The organism is Streptomyces griseus, assembly GCF_001715295.1.
Taxonomy (GTDB): Bacteria; Actinomycetota; Actinomycetes; order Streptomycetales; family Streptomycetaceae; genus Streptomyces; species Streptomyces griseus_G.
This window is the reverse complement of record NZ_MDKB01000003.1, coordinates 1,108,833-1,122,974: the sequence shown is the minus strand read 5'-3', so window position 1 is coordinate 1,122,974 and position 14,142 is coordinate 1,108,833. Positions and strand designations below refer to the sequence as shown.

Below are 14,142 nucleotides of genomic sequence, written 5' to 3'. Positions count from 1 at the left end.
GCCGGACGACGCTCCTCATGGGGCAAACATTGCCGATCACGGCACTGGGTCCGGAGGGGCACCGGGAGCCGGGCACGAAGAGGGCCCCCACCATCCCTGTTCGGGAGGTGGAGGCCCTCGTCGTACACCGTCCGGGTTACGCCTTGGTGAGGTCCTCGACCTCCTCCTCGGGCTCACGCCCCGGGGTGGTGAGGTTGAACTTCGTGATGGCGAAGCGGAAGACCACGTAGTAGATCACCGCGAAGACCAGACCGATCGGGATGATCAGCCACGGCTTGGTGTCGAGTTTCCAGTAGAGGGCGTAGTCGATGAGACCGGCCGAGAAATTGAAGCCCGCGTGCACGCCGAGGGCCCAGGTGACGGCGAGTGAGAGAGCCGTGAGGACGGCGTGGATCACGTACAGCAGCGGTGCGATGAACATGAACGAGAACTCGATGGGCTCCGTCACACCGGTGACGAACGAGGTCAGCGCCAGGGAAATCATCATGCCCATCACAGCCTTGCGGCGCTCGGGGCGGGCGCTGTGGGCCATGGCGATGGCCGCGGCCGGGAGGCCGAACATCATGATGGGGAAGAAGCCGGACATGAACATTCCGGCGGACGGGTCGCCTGCGAGGAAGCGGCCGTAGTCGCCGTGTGCGACCTCGCCGGCGGCGTCGGTGAAGTCACCGAGCTGGAACCACGCGACGGTGTTGACGAACTGGTGCATGCCGATCGGGATCAGGCCGCGGTTGATCAGGCCGAACAGGGCGGCGCCGCCCGAGCCGAGACCGGTCATCCACTCACCGAAGTTGCCGATGCCCTCGCCGATGGGCTCCCAGACCAAGCCGAAGAACACGCCGACGATCACGCCGACGAAGGCCATGATGATCGGGACGAGACGGCGGCCGTTGAAGAAGCCGAGCCAGTCGACCAGCTTCTTGCGGTGATACCGCTGCCACAGGACTGCGGACAGCAGGCCCATGATGATGCCGCCGAGCACTCCCGGGTCGTTGTAAGTCGCAGCGACGTCCGCGCCCTTCTGGACCACCGCTTCGGTGACCGGGAAGGCTTCGAGGACCTTGCTGTACACCAGGAAGCCGACAAGGGCGGCGAGGGCGGTGGACCCGTCGGCCTTCTTCGCGAAGCCGATGGCGACACCTATACAGAACAGGATCGGCAGGTTGCCGGTGATCGCGCCGCCTGCGTTGCCGAATACCGCGGCGACCTTGTCCCAGCCGAGGCCGTCGGCGCCGAAGACGTCCGGCTGTCCCAGCCGCACCATGAGGCCCGCCGCAGGCAGCACGGCGATCGGCAGCTGCAGGCTGCGCCCCACCTTCTGCAGGCCCTGGAACACGCCGGAGCCCCGCTTCTTCGCGGGAGCCGCCGCCGCAGCGGTGTCCGTACTCATCAACTTCCTCCAGTAAGGCAAGGCGCCGCCAGGGACGGGATTTCCGGGGGCGGCGACTCGAGGAACGCGGCGGGGGACGGCCGCGTGGTCTGGACCACTCAGTGGTGTAGACCAGTTTTAGCACGGTGAGGGATAGATAAGGAACCTGCAATTCCCTCCCTGTTTGCCCTGTAGTTCCGTCACCACCGTGGGTGACACGGCGAAGGCCCCCGGACCGGCGGGTCCGAGGGCCTTGCGGAACGGGGAGAGCCTCTACTTCGTGAGGTCCTCCTCCGTCTTCCTCTCCTCCTCGACGGGCTCTCGCCCGGGGGTCTGGAGATCGAACGTGGTGATCGCGAACCGGAAGACAACATAATAGATCACCGCGAAACACAACCCGATGGGGATGATCAGCCACGGCTTCGTGTCCAGGTGCCAGTTGACGACGTAGTCGATCAGCCCCGCGGAGAAGCTGAACCCCGCGTGCACCCCGAAGGCCCAGGTGACCCCCATCGACACGCCGGTGAGAACCGCGTGGACGCCGTACAGCAGTGGCGCGACGAACAGGAACGAGAACTCCAACGGCTCCGTCACCCCCGTCACGAACGACGTCAGGGCCACGGACAGCATCAGCCCCGCGACCTCCTTGCGGCGCTCCGGCCGTGCGGTGTGGGCGATCGCCAGAGCCGCCGCCGGCAGGCCGAACATCATGATCGGGAAGAAGCCCGAGGTGAACTGCCCCGCCGTCGGGTCCTCCGCGAAGAAGCGGGAGATGTCGCCCTGTACGGTCTTGCCGTCGCTCCCCGTGAACTCGCCCGCCTGGAACCAGAAGAAGGTGTTCAGGAACTGGTGCATGCCGATCGGGATCAGCAGCCGGTTCGCGAACCCGAAGATCGCGGCGCCCCAGGCGCCGAGGTCGATCAGGTGCTTGGCGAACCAGGTCAGCGCGTCGCCCACCGGCTGCCACAGCAGCCCGAACAGGACGCCCAGGACCACGCAGAGGAACGCCATCAGGATCGGCACGAGTCGGCGCCCGTTGAAGAAGCCGAGCCAGTCGACCAGCTTCGTGCGGTGGTAGCGCTGCCAGACCACCGCCGTGAGCAGGCCGATGATGATGCCGCCCAGGACGCCGGGGTTCTGCGGGACGCCGTCCGGGGTCGCCGCGGTCACCGAGTCGGCCACGGGGAAAGCGGCCAGCACGCCCCGGTAGACGAGGAAGCCCACGACCGCCGCCAGCGCCGTCGAACCGTCGGCCTTCTTCGCGAATCCGATCGCCACACCGATGCAGAAGAGCAGGGGCAGACCCACCTGGCCGTCGAGGATCGCCGTTCCGCCGTTCAGCAGGACGGTGGCGAACTTGTCCCAGAAGGTGCCGTGCAGAGAGGAGTCGAACAGGTTGCCCAGGCTCACCAGCAGGCCCGCCGCAGGCAGCACGGCCACCGGCAACTGCAGGCTCCGGCCCACCTTCTGCAAGCCCTGCACCGGCCCGTTCCACCACGCACGCTGCGGTGCCGCAGCCGGGCTCGCACTCATCGGCATCCTCCCGGAACACGCCAGGTTTGGCAGGCGTCGCATACTGGTGTAGACCAGTTGTCGTACGGTCGGAGCCCGCCTGCAGGCAGGGCGCCGGTCACGTCATCATCGGGGACCGTGCGGTTACCCGCCCGTGAAGGTGGGCCAACCGTGCGTTACCTTGACGAAACGGACCCACGGTGGGCCGCCCACGCACGCACAGACCAGGAGAAGGACATGGCCAGCAAGGCTGAGAAGATCGTCGCCGGGCTCGGCGGTATCGACAACATCGACGAGATCGAGGGCTGCATCACCCGCCTCCGCACCGAGGTCCACGACCCCAGCAAGGTCGACGAAGCCGCGCTCAAGGCCGCCGGCGCCCACGGCGTCGTGAAGATGGGCACCGCGATCCAGGTCGTCATCGGTACCGACGCCGACCCCATCGCCGCCGACATCGAAGACATGATGTGACCTCCTGACCCACGGCCCACCCCGGCTCACCCACCGCGGTCCCACCCGTCCCGCACCGCAGGCCCCGCTCCCGCCGCCCCCACGGCCCGGGAACGGGGCCCGCGGCGTCACAGGCCCCGCCCTCCCCGCACGAGCACCCGAACGGAGTCATCCCCACCAGCCGATAGGCTCGACGCCATGTCTCGTATCGACGGCCGCACCCCCGCCCAGCTCCGCCCCGTCACCATCGAACGCGGATGGAGCAAGCACGCCGAAGGCTCCGTCCTCGTCTCCTTCGGCGACACCAAGGTCTTCTGCACCGCCTCCGTCACCGAAGGCGTCCCCCGCTGGCGCAAGGGCAGCGGCGAAGGCTGGGTCACCGCCGAATACTCCATGCTCCCCCGCGCCACCAACACCCGTGGCGACCGCGAAGCCGTACGCGGCAAGATCGGCGGGCGCACCCACGAGATCAGCCGCCTCATCGGACGCTCCCTGCGCGCGGTCATCGACTACAAGGCCCTCGGCGAGAACACCATCGTCCTGGACTGTGACGTCCTCCAGGCCGACGGCGGGACCCGCACCGCAGCGATCACCGGCGCCTACGTCGCCCTCGCCGACGCCGTCACCTGGGCCCAGGGGAAGAAGATCGTCAAGCACGGCCGCAAGCCCCTGACCGACACCGTCGCCGCGATCAGCGTCGGCATCGTCGACGGCACCCCCCTCCTCGACCTCTGCTACGAGGAGGACGTCCGCGCCGAGACCGACATGAATGTCGTCTGCACCGGCGACGGCCGCTTCGTCGAGGTGCAGGGCACCGCCGAGGCCCAGCCCTTCGACCGCACCGAACTGAGCGCCCTCCTCGACCTCGCCACCGCCGGCTGCGCCGACCTGGCGGCCCTGCAGAACGAGGCGCTCGCCCGCACGCTCGGCGAGTAAAGAAGCAACCAAGAAGGCAGCGCACGGCGTCGTAGCGGATACGGGCGCACGGGTCGAACCGTGCGCCCGTCCACGTATCCGCCCCCGGGGAGGGACCGCACCATGGCCTCGCGCCGCCACAGCCGCCACCACCGCACCGCGCTCGCCGTCACCGCCACCCTGCTGACCCTCGTGGCGGCGGTCGGCTGCGGAGCCGTCGACAAGGCCCTCGACTGCGTCCGCACCGCCGACGCCATAGCCACCAGCGTCGACAACCTCCAGCAGGCGATATCCAGCGCCTCCGACGACCCCACGCAGGCGTCCGAGGCACTGGACCGGATCGACAAGGAACTCGAGAACCTCGGCGACACCACGGACGACGCCGACCTCGGCAAGGCCGTCGACGACCTCCAGGCAGGCGTCACCAACGTCCGCGCCTCCCTCGAGAAGGGCGACGCCACCCCCGACATCACGCCCGTCACCGACGCCGCCACCGAGATGGGCAAAATCTGCACGCCGTGACCCCGGTGATAATCGAGGCATGACTCGCCTCATCCTCGCCACCCGCAACGCCGGGAAAGTCACCGAACTCCACGCGATCCTCGCCGACGCGGGACTCACCCACGAACTCGTCGGCGCGGACGCCTACCCCGAGATCCCCGACGTGAAGGAAACCGGCGTCACCTTCGCCGAGAACGCCCTCCTCAAGGCCCACGCCCTGGCCCGCGCCACCGGCCACCCGGCCGTCGCCGACGACTCCGGCCTCTGCGTCGACGTACTCGGCGGCGCCCCCGGCATCTTCTCGGCCCGCTGGGCCGGCACCCACGGCGACGACCGCGCCAACCTGAACCTGCTCCTGGCCCAGCTCTCCGACATCGCCGAGCCTCACCGCGGGGCCTACTTCGCCTGCGCCGCCGCCCTCGCCCTCCCCGACGGTACGGAACGCGTGGTGGAGGGCCGCCTCACCGGCATCCTGCGCCACGTCCCCGCCGGCACGAACGGCTTCGGCTACGACCCGATCCTCCAGCCGGACGACGAGACCCGGACCTGCGCGGAGCTGAGCCCGGCGGAGAAGAACGCGATCAGCCACCGGGGGAAGGCGTTCCGGGCGCTGGTACCGGTGGTGCGGGAGCTGGTGGGCTGACAGAAATGAGGCCTTTACCTTCGATGTGAAGGTAAAGGCCTCATTTCGCCTGTGGGCCCGGTGGGATTTGAACCCACGACACACCGGTTCTAAGCCGGCGCCCTCTAGCCTGCTGGGGTACGGGCCCGCGTTTCACTACTGTACTGGGTGTACCTTCGCCGCTTTGAGAAGGTTGCGGTCTGGCTGTGGCATGACGGACACAAGTAGCGCAGGTTCTCCCGGCAATTGTCCAGATGGTCACCGTTGATGTGATCGATCTCCAGTACCAGACGCTTGCCCTGCCAGGTGTCCCCGATGCCACACGCGGAACACACGCGCGGGCGTCCGATCTCATCGAGTGCACGGCGCAGGAGTGTGGTTCGGGTCCGTGCGGCGCCGGACTCCCGGCGCTGAAGGATCTCGGATGCAGCCTTGCGGTGAGGAGAGCTGGAGCCTCTGGTGTGTCCCTGTCCGGTGAAGTGGGCGGTTGAGAGGCCGTGTTCGGCGAGACTCCGTTCTAGGCGGGCGCGAGCCGCGCCGGTGTTCGTATGGCCCAGATGCTCCAATACTCCGGCCATGCTTTTGGACTTCCCGATGGCAGAAGCCAGTTCGTGTCGGGAGGTCAGAGGTGGCCCGTACCTGCGGCCGTCCGTGAAGTGTGAGGTGTCGATCCCTAGGCGGTCGAGCCTCTTCCTGATGTGGCCGTAGGGCCCGTCATCAGGCGGGACGTTCATGTACTCCAGCATTTCCCGGATGCTGTGCGCGTGGATGGCGGCTTCCTCGAGGAGTTCCCGCGTGTATGACCGCCGCTGTCGTTCCGGGAGAGCCTCGTCGACGAAGTGCGTGGTGTCGATGCCGTAGAGCTTCAGTCGATCGCGCACGTAGCGGAGAGGCCTGCTGCCCAGCGGCGCGCCCAATCGCCTGAGCAGGTCGACGAGGCTGGTCGAGGTGGCCGCGGTCCGGGTCAGCAAGTCGCGCGGATACTTGTTCTGGTCGCTCATGCGAGCTTCCGTCGATTGCGCCCGCGGTAGGTATCCGTAGCGGCATGGCAGTTGGGGCAGAGCAGGCGCAAATTGTCGGGCCGGTTGTCCCACCATTCGCCGTTCATGTGGTCGACCTCGAGCCGCAGTGGCCTGCCGTTCCACTCTGTGCCGATGCCGCATAGGGCGCAGAACTCCGCGATGCCCGTCCGGAGAAGCTCCCGGTGCAGGCGGTCGCCGGGGATTCTGCCGTTCGACGGAGAGCCCAGGGTCAGGGGGCTGCCCAAGGCGCCTTTTGGGCGGCCTCGGGGTGCGCGTAAGAAGTGCGATGTGTCGATTCGGAGGGTGGCGATCCGGCGGCCGATGTGGGCCTGGTTCCCTCCAACCGGGTTGATACCCAGTCGGCGAACGACTTCCGCCACGCTCCTGGAGCAGGCCACCAATTCGCGCAACCTCTCTTCTGTGTGGCGCACTCTGGGATCGGTGAAGTGTGAGATGTCGATCTCTGATTCCGACATCTTGGCCCGCAAGTAGCGTCTGCTCCCTGGTGTCGGTGTTCCTCCGCACCACCGAACGGCGTCGTTGCAGTTGGTCGTCTCGCGTGCCGCTTCTTCGAGCAGCTCGCGGGTGTACCGAGCCGGCATGTCCCCCTCTGCATTCCGGCCACGCGTTCGCGGCCTCGTACGGAGCAACGAACCGCTTATCGGATGGTCACGTCCAGAATGCGATGAGATGCGGAAGGGCCGGTGCCGCTTTGTGGCGGTACCGGCCCTTCCGCAGGGGCGTGCGTGCGTCAGAACTTCGGTTCCGGGCTCTGGGCGTGGACCAGCTCCGCGGCTTCCTCCGCCGTCTCCACCGAGGGCGGGGAGCCGTCCAGCGGCTTGTTGGCGGTCTCCTTCATGCAGGCCACGGCGATCACGCCGACCAAGGCCGCCGCCATGGCGTAGTAGGCCGGCATGAGGTTCGAGCCGGACCAGCTGATCAGGGCGGTGATCACCAGCGGGGTGGTGCCACCGAAGATCGAAGCCGAGAGGTTGTAGCCGACCGACAGGGAGCCGTAGCGGACGTTGGTCGGGAAGAGGGCGGGGAGCGCGGCGGACATCGTGCCCAGCATGCAGACCAGCGAGAAGCCCAGCAGGAGCATGCCGATGGCGATCGCCGGGATGCTGCCCTGGCGGATCAGCAGGAACGACGGCAGGGAGAGGATCAGGAAGCCGAGCATGCCGGTCATCAGCAGGGGCTTGCGGCCGAAGCGGTCCGACAGCTTGCCGAACCGGCTGATGACCAGCATCAGGAGGACCATGACGCCCAGCAGGATGAGCAGGCCGTGGGTCTCGCTGTAGCCGAGCTCGTCGGAGAGGTACGTCGGCATGTACGACAGCAGCATGTAGTCGGCGATGTTGTACGCGCCGACGAGGGCGATGCAGAGGATCAGGGTCGGCCAGTACTGCCGGAAGATCTTGGCGAGGTCACCCTTGGCGGTGGACTCGACGTGGTCGGCGGCCTCGGTGGCGTGCGCGGTGCCCCCCTCCAGCTTCTGGAAGGCGGGGGTCTCGTCCAGGCGCAGACGCAGGTAGAGGCCGACCAGGCCGAGGGGGCCCGCGACGAGGAAGGGGACGCGCCAGCCCCAGGACTCCATCTGGCCGGTGTCCAGCAGGGCGTAGAGGGCGGTGACGAGGCCTGCGGCGCCGACGTACCCGGCGAGGGTGCCGAACTCGAGGAAGCTGCCGAAGAATCCGCGGCGTTTGTCGGGGGCGTACTCGGCGATGAAGGTGGAGGCGCCGCCGTACTCGCCGCCGGTGGAGAAGCCCTGGAGCATGCGGAAGAAGATGAGCAGGACCGCGGCCCAGACGCCGATGGTGTCGTGGGAGGGGATCAGGCCGATCGCGAAGGTGCCGATCGCCATGAGGATCATGGTGAGGGCGAGGACCTTCTTGCGGCCGATCTTGTCGCCCATGGGCCCGAAGAACATTCCCCCGAGTGGGCGTACGAGGAAGGCGACGGCGAAGGTGGCGAACGAGGAGAGGAGCTGGGTGGTGTCGTTGTCCGAGGGGAAGAAGACGTGCCCGATGGTGACGGCCAGGTAGGAGTAGATGCCGAAGTCGAACCACTCCATGGCGTTACCGAGTGACGCCGCCTTCACCGCGCGTTTGACCGCCTGGTCGTCGGTGATCGTGATGTCGGTGCGACGGAGCCGGGGGTTCTGGCGCTTCCTGATGGCGCGGAAGAGCGCGGGGTGGCGTTTGACCGCGTCAGGGTCGGCCGCCTGGTGGGGGTCGGAGGCCGCCATGGCCGGTTCCTTTCCTCGAAGGGTGTTCCAGGAAAGGCTTCTGCGCTGTTATGGCGTTCGCAAACCGGATTCATGCCCGTGAGCGGTCCCCGTCACACCGCTCGCGGGCGTCCGGCCTTGAGGTTCCCGCCGGATCTCAGACGCCGAGATCCTTGATGATCTTGGCTACGTGGCCGGTCGCCTTGACGTTGTAGAGAGCCCGCTCCACCTTGCCCTCTTCGTCGACCACGACCGTGGAGCGGATGACGCCCGTCACCACTTTGCCGTAGAGCTTCTTCTCCCCGTAGGCGCCGTAGGCCTCCAGGGTCTCCTTGGAGGGGTCGCCGACCAGCGTGACCTCGAGGTTCTCCTTCTCCCGGAACTTCGCGAGCTTCTCCGGCTTGTCGGGGGACACGCCGATGACGTCGTAGCCCGCGCCGGCGAGGAGTTCGAGGTTGTCGGTGAAGTCGCAGGCCTGCTTGGTGCAACCGGGGGTAAGCGCAGCGGGGTAGAAGTAGACGATGACCTTGCGTCCCTTGTGGTCGGCGAGCGATACGTCGTTGCCGTCTGCGTCCGGAAGGGTGAAGGCGGGGGCGGTGTCGCCGGGCTGGAGTCGCTCGCTCATGTCTCTCCTCGAGTGGCACACGGACTGTGTGGGACCGAGCGTAATAGGGGGTGCCGTCGGGTGTTGGGGCGGCTCAGCTGACAGACTGTCGATGACGGTTTACCGGACGACGACCACGGAGGCGGCGCAGTGTCGGATACGAGGACCCCTGCGCAGATCGAGGCGGACATCATCAGCAGGCGTGAGCAGCTTGCGGTGGTGCTGGACGAGATCGGGGTGCGGATGCACCCGAAGACGATGATCGGTGACGCGAAGGCCAAGGTGGCGTCGACGGTGGACCGGACGGCGGGGCGCGCGTTCGTGGCGGTGAACCGGTCGGTGTCGGACGTGAAGGCGCAGTTCGTGTCGGAGGACGGCTCGCCCCGGATGGAGCGGGTGATCCCTGCGGCGCTGGTGGTCGCGGGAGCGGTGGCGCTGCTGACGGTGTCGGTGCGGCGCGGGAAGCGCTGACCCCGGTTCCCGGCGGACCGGGGGCGTGGGTGCGGGCGTGGGGCAGGTAGATTTCCGGGCGTGAGCGACAACGGCGTGAGCGAGAACCCCGACGACAAGCTGCCGATCCGCATGCTGCACGACCGGGTGCTGGTGCGGTCCGATTCGCCCGAGGGCGAGCGGCGTTCGGGTGGCGGCATCCTGATTCCGGCGACGGCTGCGGTGGGCCGGCGGCTGGCGTGGGCCGCGGTGGTCGCGGTGGGCCAGAACGTGCGGACGGTGGAGCCGGGCGACCGGGTGCTGTACGACCCTGAGGACCGTGCGGAGGTCGAGGTGCGGGGGGTCGCGTACGTGCTGATGCGGGAGCGGGATCTGCACGCGGTGGCGGCGGACCGGTTCGAGGGGTCCGTGGATTCCACGGGTCTGTATCTGTAGGCCCGATCTGTAGGCCCGGCGGGTTGGTGCCTGTGGTCCCGGCCTGGTGTCCGGCGGGCCCGGTGACGGTGTGTCTGTAGGCCTGGTGACGGTCGTCACCAGGCCTTTCGCTGTTCCTTGCTACGGTGGGACACCCCGACGAGACGCGCCGTACCGGGTTTCCGCAAAGACGACGCACGTGGTGTCCGTGTGTTCCGTCGTCGTGGAGGTGCCGTCGTGGCGTGGGTTCTGTTGCTGGTCGCGGGTCTGCTGGAAGTGGCCTGGTCGATCGGGATGAAGTACACCGAGGGGTTCACCCGGCTGTGGCCGAGCGTGTTCACGGGGCTCGGGATCGTGGCCAGCATGATGCTGCTGTCCCAGGCGGCGAAGACGCTGCCGATCGGTACGGCGTACGGGGTGTGGGTCGGGATCGGTGCGGCGGGGGCTGCGGTGCTGGGCATGGTGGTACTGAACGAGCCGGTGACGGCGGCCCGGATCTTCTTCGTGTGTCTGCTGCTGGTGGCGGTGGTGGGGTTGAAGGCGACGTCCGGTCACTGACGCCGCGTCCCGGCCCGTCCCTCGTGGATCGGCTCTGTCGTCCCGTCGTTGGCCTCGACTCTCTTCTGCGGCTCGGCCGCCCCGGTGGCCCGTCGTTCCCTCCCCCGCTCAGCGGCGGGGAGCGACGGGCCACCCGTCCGGTGCGGCTTCCCGGATCTCCCGTCCCTCCCGGATCTCCCGGCCTTCCCGGAGCTCCCCGCCTTCCCGGCCCCTCGGTGGGGAGTTCGGGTGGTCGCCGGGGGTCGCCGAGGTGCTCTTCCGGTCCGTGGGCCGGGGGGAGGCGGGTGCTCCGCCGGCCGGGTTGTCGGCGGAGGTGCCGTCCGGGTCGTCGGCCCGGGGGCTTCGGGCGGGGCGGTCGGTGGGCTTCGTGCCGGTGGGCGAGTCCGTGTCGCCGCCTTCGGCTTCCTCGGTGTCCCCGGACTCCCGGGGTGACTCCGAAGCGTCCGGGTCGGTCTCCTCGGGACCTTCGTCGGCCTCCAGGTCGAAGTCCTTCACCTCGCTGCCTTCGAGTGCTGCCCGGGTGTAGGCGGCCCACGTCTGGGCGGGGGCGCCGCCGCCGTTCATGCGGGCGAGGCCCAGGGCGCCGTACAGCGGTTTCTGGATGCCGGTTTCGGGGTCCTGGCCCATGACGGCGATGACGGTGGCGAGGTCGGGGGTGTAGCCGGCGAACCAGGCGGCCCGGTCCTCCTCGGCGGTGCCCGTCTTGCCGGCGGCGGGCCGGCCCGCGGCCTGGGCCGCGGTGCCCGTGCCGCCTTCGACGACGCTCTGCAGGACGGAGGTGGTGGTGTCGGCGGCTTCGCGGCTGACGGCCTGGCGGGTGGTGCGGGCGGGGAGCCGGAGATCGGTGCCGTCCTTGCTGACCTTGGTGACGAGGGTGCGGTCCCGGTGTCTGCCGTGGTCGGCGAGGGTGGCGTAGGCGGAGGCCATGTCGAGGACGCTGGCGGTGGCGGGGCCGAGGGCGATCGAGGGGGTGGCGGTGAGGTCGGGGGTGTCCTCGGGGATGCCGAGGGCGACGGCGGTGTCCTTGACCTCGGCGGGGCCGATGTCCTGGGCCATCTGGGCGTAGACGGCGTTGACGGACTTGTCGGTGGCCTCGCGGACGGTGATGGAGCCGTAGTCGACGTCGTCCTCGTTGGCGGGGGAGTAGCCGGTGGAGCCGGTGGAGCTCTGGACGGTGCGTTCGTTGGTGCCGTCGTAGTGGGTGTTGGGGGTGATGGCGCGGCCGCCCTGGGTGGTGGAGCCGCTGGCGAGTGCGGCGGCGAGGACGAAGGGTTTGAAGGTGGAGCCGACCTGGTAGTCGCGGCGGGTGGCGTTGTTGACGTACTGCCGGGTGTAGTCGACGCCGCCGTAGAGGGCGACGACGTGGCCGGTGGCGGGGTCGACGGAGGCACCGCCGGCGCGGACGTTGCGGTCGGCGTCGCGGTCGTCGCTCGTCCTGGAGAGGACGTTGTCCTCGACGGCTTCGACGAGGGCGTCCTGTTTGTCCTTCTGGAGGGTGGTGGTGATGCGGTAGCCGCCGGTGGCGAGGGTGTCGGCGTCGAGGATCTTGTTGGTGGCGAGGTAGTCGCCGACGGCGTGGACGACGTAGCCGCGCTGGCCGGAGAGGGCGGTGGCGGGCTTGGCTTCGTCGGGGACGGGGAATTCCATGCTCGCGCGTGCGGTGCGGGTGAGCCAGTTCTCCTTGACCATGCCGTCCAGTACGTAGTTCCAGCGGGCGAGGACGGCCTTCCGGTTCTCGGGGTGGGAGACGACGTCGTAGTTGCTGGGGGAGTTGAGCAGGGAGGCGAGGTAGGCGCCCTCGCCGGCGTCGAGGTCCTCGACGTCCTTGCCGTAGTAGGCGTGGGCGGCGGCTTGGATGCCGTAGGCGTTGCGGCCGAAGTAGCTGGTGTTGAGGTAGCCCTCGAGGATGTCGTCCTTGCTCTGTTCGCGGTCGAGCTTGATGGAGATGAAGAATTCCTTGGCCTTGCGGACGACGGTCTGTTCCTGGCCGAGGTAGTAGTTCTTGACGTACTGCTGGGTGATGGTGGAGCCGCCCTGGCGGCCCTTGCCGGTGAGGGTGTTCCAGCCGGCGCGGAGGGTGGCCGTGACGTCGATGGCGTCCTCGGAGTAGAAGTCGCGGTCCTCGGCGGCGAGTACGGCGTGCTGGATGGTGCGGGGAATGCGGCCGAGGGGGACCTTCTCGCGGTTGATCTCGCCGTCGCGGGCGATGACCGTGCCGTCGGCGTAGGTGTAGACGTTGGCCTGGGCGGTCGCGGTGGCGTTGGCGGCCGGGATGTCGATGAGCTGGTATCCGGCGATGAATCCGCCGACGAGGAGCAGGGCCAGGAGGGTGACGCCGCCGAGGACCATCCGCCAGGTGGGTACGGCCCGGCGCCAGCCGGTGCGCCGGGGGCGTTTCGTGCGCTTCTTCTTCTCGGGTGCGCCGCCCGTGCCCGAGGCGTCCGGGGCGGGTCGTGCGTCCGGGGCGTCCCGGGGGGTCCAGCCCCCGGGACCCCGCTGACCAGGGTCCGAGCTGTTCTGCGGTGGCTCGTGGCTCATGACGGTGGAGGCTCCTCGACGCCGGGTGATTTTCCCATAGTGCACTTTTCGGGCGGTTAACCCCCGGATCCGAGGCGGAAATCGGGTCGCGGCGGCCCGCGGGTCTCGGCTAGGTTCGTGCGCTTTGGTGCCGTGGGGTGGGGAGAGGTGGGGGCCGGTGCGGCTCTACGCGGTGGTGGCGGCCGGTGGGTTCCGGCGGCACGCCACCTACCGGATGGCGACGGCGGCGGGGGTGTTCACCAACACCGTCTTCGGTTTCGTCATGGCGTACACCTATATGGCCCTGTGGGCGGAGCGTCCGCGGCTGGGCGGGTACGACGCGTCGCAGGCGCTGACCTACGTGTGGCTCGGGCAGGCGCTGCTGATGACGTGCGCCATGATGGGCGGCGGTTTCGAGAGCGAGCTCATGGAGCGGATCCGTACGGGGGACATCGCGGTCGATCTGTACCGGCCGGCCGACCTGCAGGCGTGGTGGCTGGCGGGGGATCTGGGCCGGGCGGCGTTCCATCTGCTGGGGCGCGGTGTCGCACCGATGGCGCTGGGGGCACTGGTCTTCGATCTGGTGCTGCCGGATTCGCCCGTGAGGTGGCTGGCGTTCCTGGTGGCGGTGGCCCTGGGGGTGGTGGTCAGTTTCGCGGTGCGTTTCCTCGTGGCGCTGTCCGCGTTCTGGCTGCTGGACGGGGCGGGGGCGATGCAGATCGCGTGGCTGGCGGGGCTGTTCTTCTCCGGGATGCTGCTGCCGCTGAACCTGTTCCCGGGGGTGTTGGGTGAGGTGGCGCGGGCGCTGCCGTGGTCGTCGCTCCTGCAGGTGCCGGCCGATGTGTTCCTCGGCAGGCGCACGGGGTGGGACCTGATGGGGGCGTACGCGTTCCAGGCCGGCTGGGCGGTGGTGCTGCTGGTGGCCGGGCGGCTGCTCCAGTCGGCGGCGACCAGGAGGGTGGTGGTCCAGGGTGGCTGAGA

15 protein-coding genes, 1 tRNA gene and 1 riboswitch are annotated in these 14,142 nt (G+C 68.7%); of the genes, 8 read left to right on the top strand and 8 right to left on the bottom strand.

Features of this window, described 5'->3' with window-relative positions; all coding sequences use genetic code 11:
• Positions 1-136: 136 nt before the first annotated feature.
• Positions 137-1,390 (bottom strand): PTS transporter subunit EIIC, encoded by a 1,254-nt coding sequence (locus BA175_RS21105; RefSeq protein WP_069172980.1) that lies wholly within the window; start codon positions 1,388-1,390, stop codon positions 137-139.
• 252 nt (positions 1,391-1,642) lie between these two features.
• Positions 1,643-2,902 (bottom strand): PTS transporter subunit EIIC, encoded by a 1,260-nt coding sequence (locus tag BA175_RS21100; RefSeq protein WP_069172979.1) that lies wholly within the window; start codon positions 2,900-2,902, stop codon positions 1,643-1,645.
• 216 nt (positions 2,903-3,118) lie between these two features.
• Between BA175_RS21100 and BA175_RS21095 the strand changes: the two genes are divergently transcribed.
• From BA175_RS21095 to rdgB, 4 genes are all read left to right on the top strand, one after another.
• Positions 3,119-3,352, top strand: coding sequence for a glucose PTS transporter subunit EIIB (locus BA175_RS21095; RefSeq protein ID WP_014046255.1), 234 nt, complete (start codon positions 3,119-3,121; stop codon positions 3,350-3,352).
• A 177-nt stretch (positions 3,353-3,529) separates the two neighbouring features.
• Positions 3,530-4,267, top strand: coding sequence for a ribonuclease PH (gene rph, locus BA175_RS21090; protein ID WP_069172978.1), 738 nt, complete (start codon positions 3,530-3,532; stop codon positions 4,265-4,267).
• Between the two features lie 102 nt (positions 4,268-4,369).
• Positions 4,370-4,768, top strand: a complete 399-nt coding sequence (locus tag BA175_RS21085) for a hypothetical protein (protein WP_069172977.1) — start codon at positions 4,370-4,372, stop codon at positions 4,766-4,768.
• Between the two features lie 19 nt (positions 4,769-4,787).
• Positions 4,788-5,390 (top strand): RdgB/HAM1 family non-canonical purine NTP pyrophosphatase, encoded by a 603-nt coding sequence (gene rdgB / locus BA175_RS21080; RefSeq protein WP_069172976.1) that lies wholly within the window; start codon positions 4,788-4,790, stop codon positions 5,388-5,390.
• Positions 5,391-5,442: 52 nt separating this feature from the next.
• Here rdgB and BA175_RS21075 read toward each other — a convergent pair.
• The 5 genes from BA175_RS21075 to bcp all read right to left on the bottom strand — a co-directional run bounded on the left by BA175_RS21075 (position 5,443) and on the right by bcp (position 9,243).
• A tRNA-Leu gene (locus BA175_RS21075) sits at positions 5,443-5,517 on the bottom strand.
• The gene (locus BA175_RS21070) at positions 5,495-6,370 is read right to left on the bottom strand and encodes an HNH endonuclease signature motif containing protein (RefSeq protein WP_079159708.1); all 876 of its coding nucleotides are present in this window, start codon (positions 6,368-6,370) and stop codon (positions 5,495-5,497) included. The genes BA175_RS21075 and BA175_RS21070 overlap by 23 nt, the downstream gene beginning before the upstream one ends.
• Entirely contained in the window at positions 6,367-6,993 is a 627-nt protein-coding gene (locus BA175_RS29875) for an HNH endonuclease (RefSeq protein WP_079159707.1), read from the bottom strand. Before BA175_RS29875 ends, BA175_RS21070 begins: the two co-directional genes overlap by 4 nt.
• A 149-nt stretch (positions 6,994-7,142) precedes the next feature.
• The gene (gene proP / locus BA175_RS21065) at positions 7,143-8,639 is read right to left on the bottom strand and encodes a glycine betaine/L-proline transporter ProP (protein WP_069172975.1); all 1,497 of its coding nucleotides are present in this window, start codon (positions 8,637-8,639) and stop codon (positions 7,143-7,145) included.
• Between the two features lie 136 nt (positions 8,640-8,775).
• On the bottom strand, positions 8,776-9,243 hold the full coding sequence (bcp, locus tag BA175_RS21060) for a thioredoxin-dependent thiol peroxidase (RefSeq protein WP_069172974.1): 468 nt from the start codon (positions 9,241-9,243) through the stop codon (positions 8,776-8,778).
• 129 nt (positions 9,244-9,372) lie between these two features.
• Here bcp and BA175_RS21055 point away from each other — a divergent pair, with 129 nt between their 5' ends.
• The 3 genes from BA175_RS21055 (at position 9,373) to BA175_RS21045 (ending at position 10,644) form a co-directional block, all read left to right on the top strand.
• Positions 9,373-9,693 (top strand): DUF3618 domain-containing protein, encoded by a 321-nt coding sequence (locus BA175_RS21055; RefSeq protein WP_069172973.1) that lies wholly within the window; start codon positions 9,373-9,375, stop codon positions 9,691-9,693.
• Between the two features lie 75 nt (positions 9,694-9,768).
• Entirely contained in the window at positions 9,769-10,107 is a 339-nt protein-coding gene (locus tag BA175_RS21050; RefSeq protein WP_069173155.1) for a GroES family chaperonin, read from the top strand.
• 109 nt (positions 10,108-10,216) lie between these two features.
• A riboswitch (guanidine-III (ykkC-III) riboswitch) is annotated at positions 10,217-10,286 on the top strand.
• 37 nt (positions 10,287-10,323) lie between these two features.
• Positions 10,324-10,644: a DMT family transporter gene (locus tag BA175_RS21045; protein WP_069172972.1), complete on the top strand. Its 321-nt coding sequence runs from the start codon at positions 10,324-10,326 to the stop codon at positions 10,642-10,644.
• Positions 10,645-10,752: 108 nt separating this feature from the next.
• On the opposite strand, the gene BA175_RS21040 is transcribed toward BA175_RS21045, so the two are convergent.
• Positions 10,753-13,182, bottom strand: a complete 2,430-nt coding sequence (locus BA175_RS21040; RefSeq protein WP_079159706.1) for a transglycosylase domain-containing protein — start codon at positions 13,180-13,182, stop codon at positions 10,753-10,755.
• A 157-nt stretch (positions 13,183-13,339) separates the two neighbouring features.
• Between BA175_RS21040 and BA175_RS21035 the strand changes: the two genes are divergently transcribed.
• Entirely contained in the window at positions 13,340-14,140 is an 801-nt protein-coding gene (locus tag BA175_RS21035; RefSeq protein ID WP_069172971.1) for an ABC transporter permease, read from the top strand.
• The last annotated feature ends 2 nt before the right edge of the window (positions 14,141-14,142 follow it).

What these genes read in the sequence shown, in the direction of transcription:
- BA175_RS21070 (WP_079159708.1), bottom strand. Translation starts at nt 6,370, where the DNA reads ATGAGCGACCAGAACAAGTATCCGCGCGACTTGCTGACCCGGACCGCG.
- BA175_RS21085 (WP_069172977.1), top strand. Translation starts at nt 4,370, where the DNA reads ATGGCCTCGCGCCGCCACAGCCGCCACCACCGCACCGCGCTCGCCGTC.
- BA175_RS21040 (WP_079159706.1), bottom strand. Translation starts at nt 13,182, where the DNA reads ATGAGCCACGAGCCACCGCAGAACAGCTCGGACCCTGGTCAGCGGGGT.
- rph (WP_069172978.1), top strand. Translation starts at nt 3,530, where the DNA reads ATGTCTCGTATCGACGGCCGCACCCCCGCCCAGCTCCGCCCCGTCACC.
- BA175_RS29875 (WP_079159707.1), bottom strand. Translation starts at nt 6,993, where the DNA reads ATGCCGGCTCGGTACACCCGCGAGCTGCTCGAAGAAGCGGCACGCGAG.
- BA175_RS21095 (WP_014046255.1), top strand. Translation starts at nt 3,119, where the DNA reads ATGGCCAGCAAGGCTGAGAAGATCGTCGCCGGGCTCGGCGGTATCGAC.
- BA175_RS21100 (WP_069172979.1), bottom strand. Translation starts at nt 2,902, where the DNA reads ATGAGTGCGAGCCCGGCTGCGGCACCGCAGCGTGCGTGGTGGAACGGG.
- proP (WP_069172975.1), bottom strand. Translation starts at nt 8,639, where the DNA reads ATGGCGGCCTCCGACCCCCACCAGGCGGCCGACCCTGACGCGGTCAAA.
- rdgB (WP_069172976.1), top strand. Translation starts at nt 4,788, where the DNA reads ATGACTCGCCTCATCCTCGCCACCCGCAACGCCGGGAAAGTCACCGAA.
- bcp (WP_069172974.1), bottom strand. Translation starts at nt 9,243, where the DNA reads ATGAGCGAGCGACTCCAGCCCGGCGACACCGCCCCCGCCTTCACCCTT.
- BA175_RS21105 (WP_069172980.1), bottom strand. Translation starts at nt 1,390, where the DNA reads ATGAGTACGGACACCGCTGCGGCGGCGGCTCCCGCGAAGAAGCGGGGC.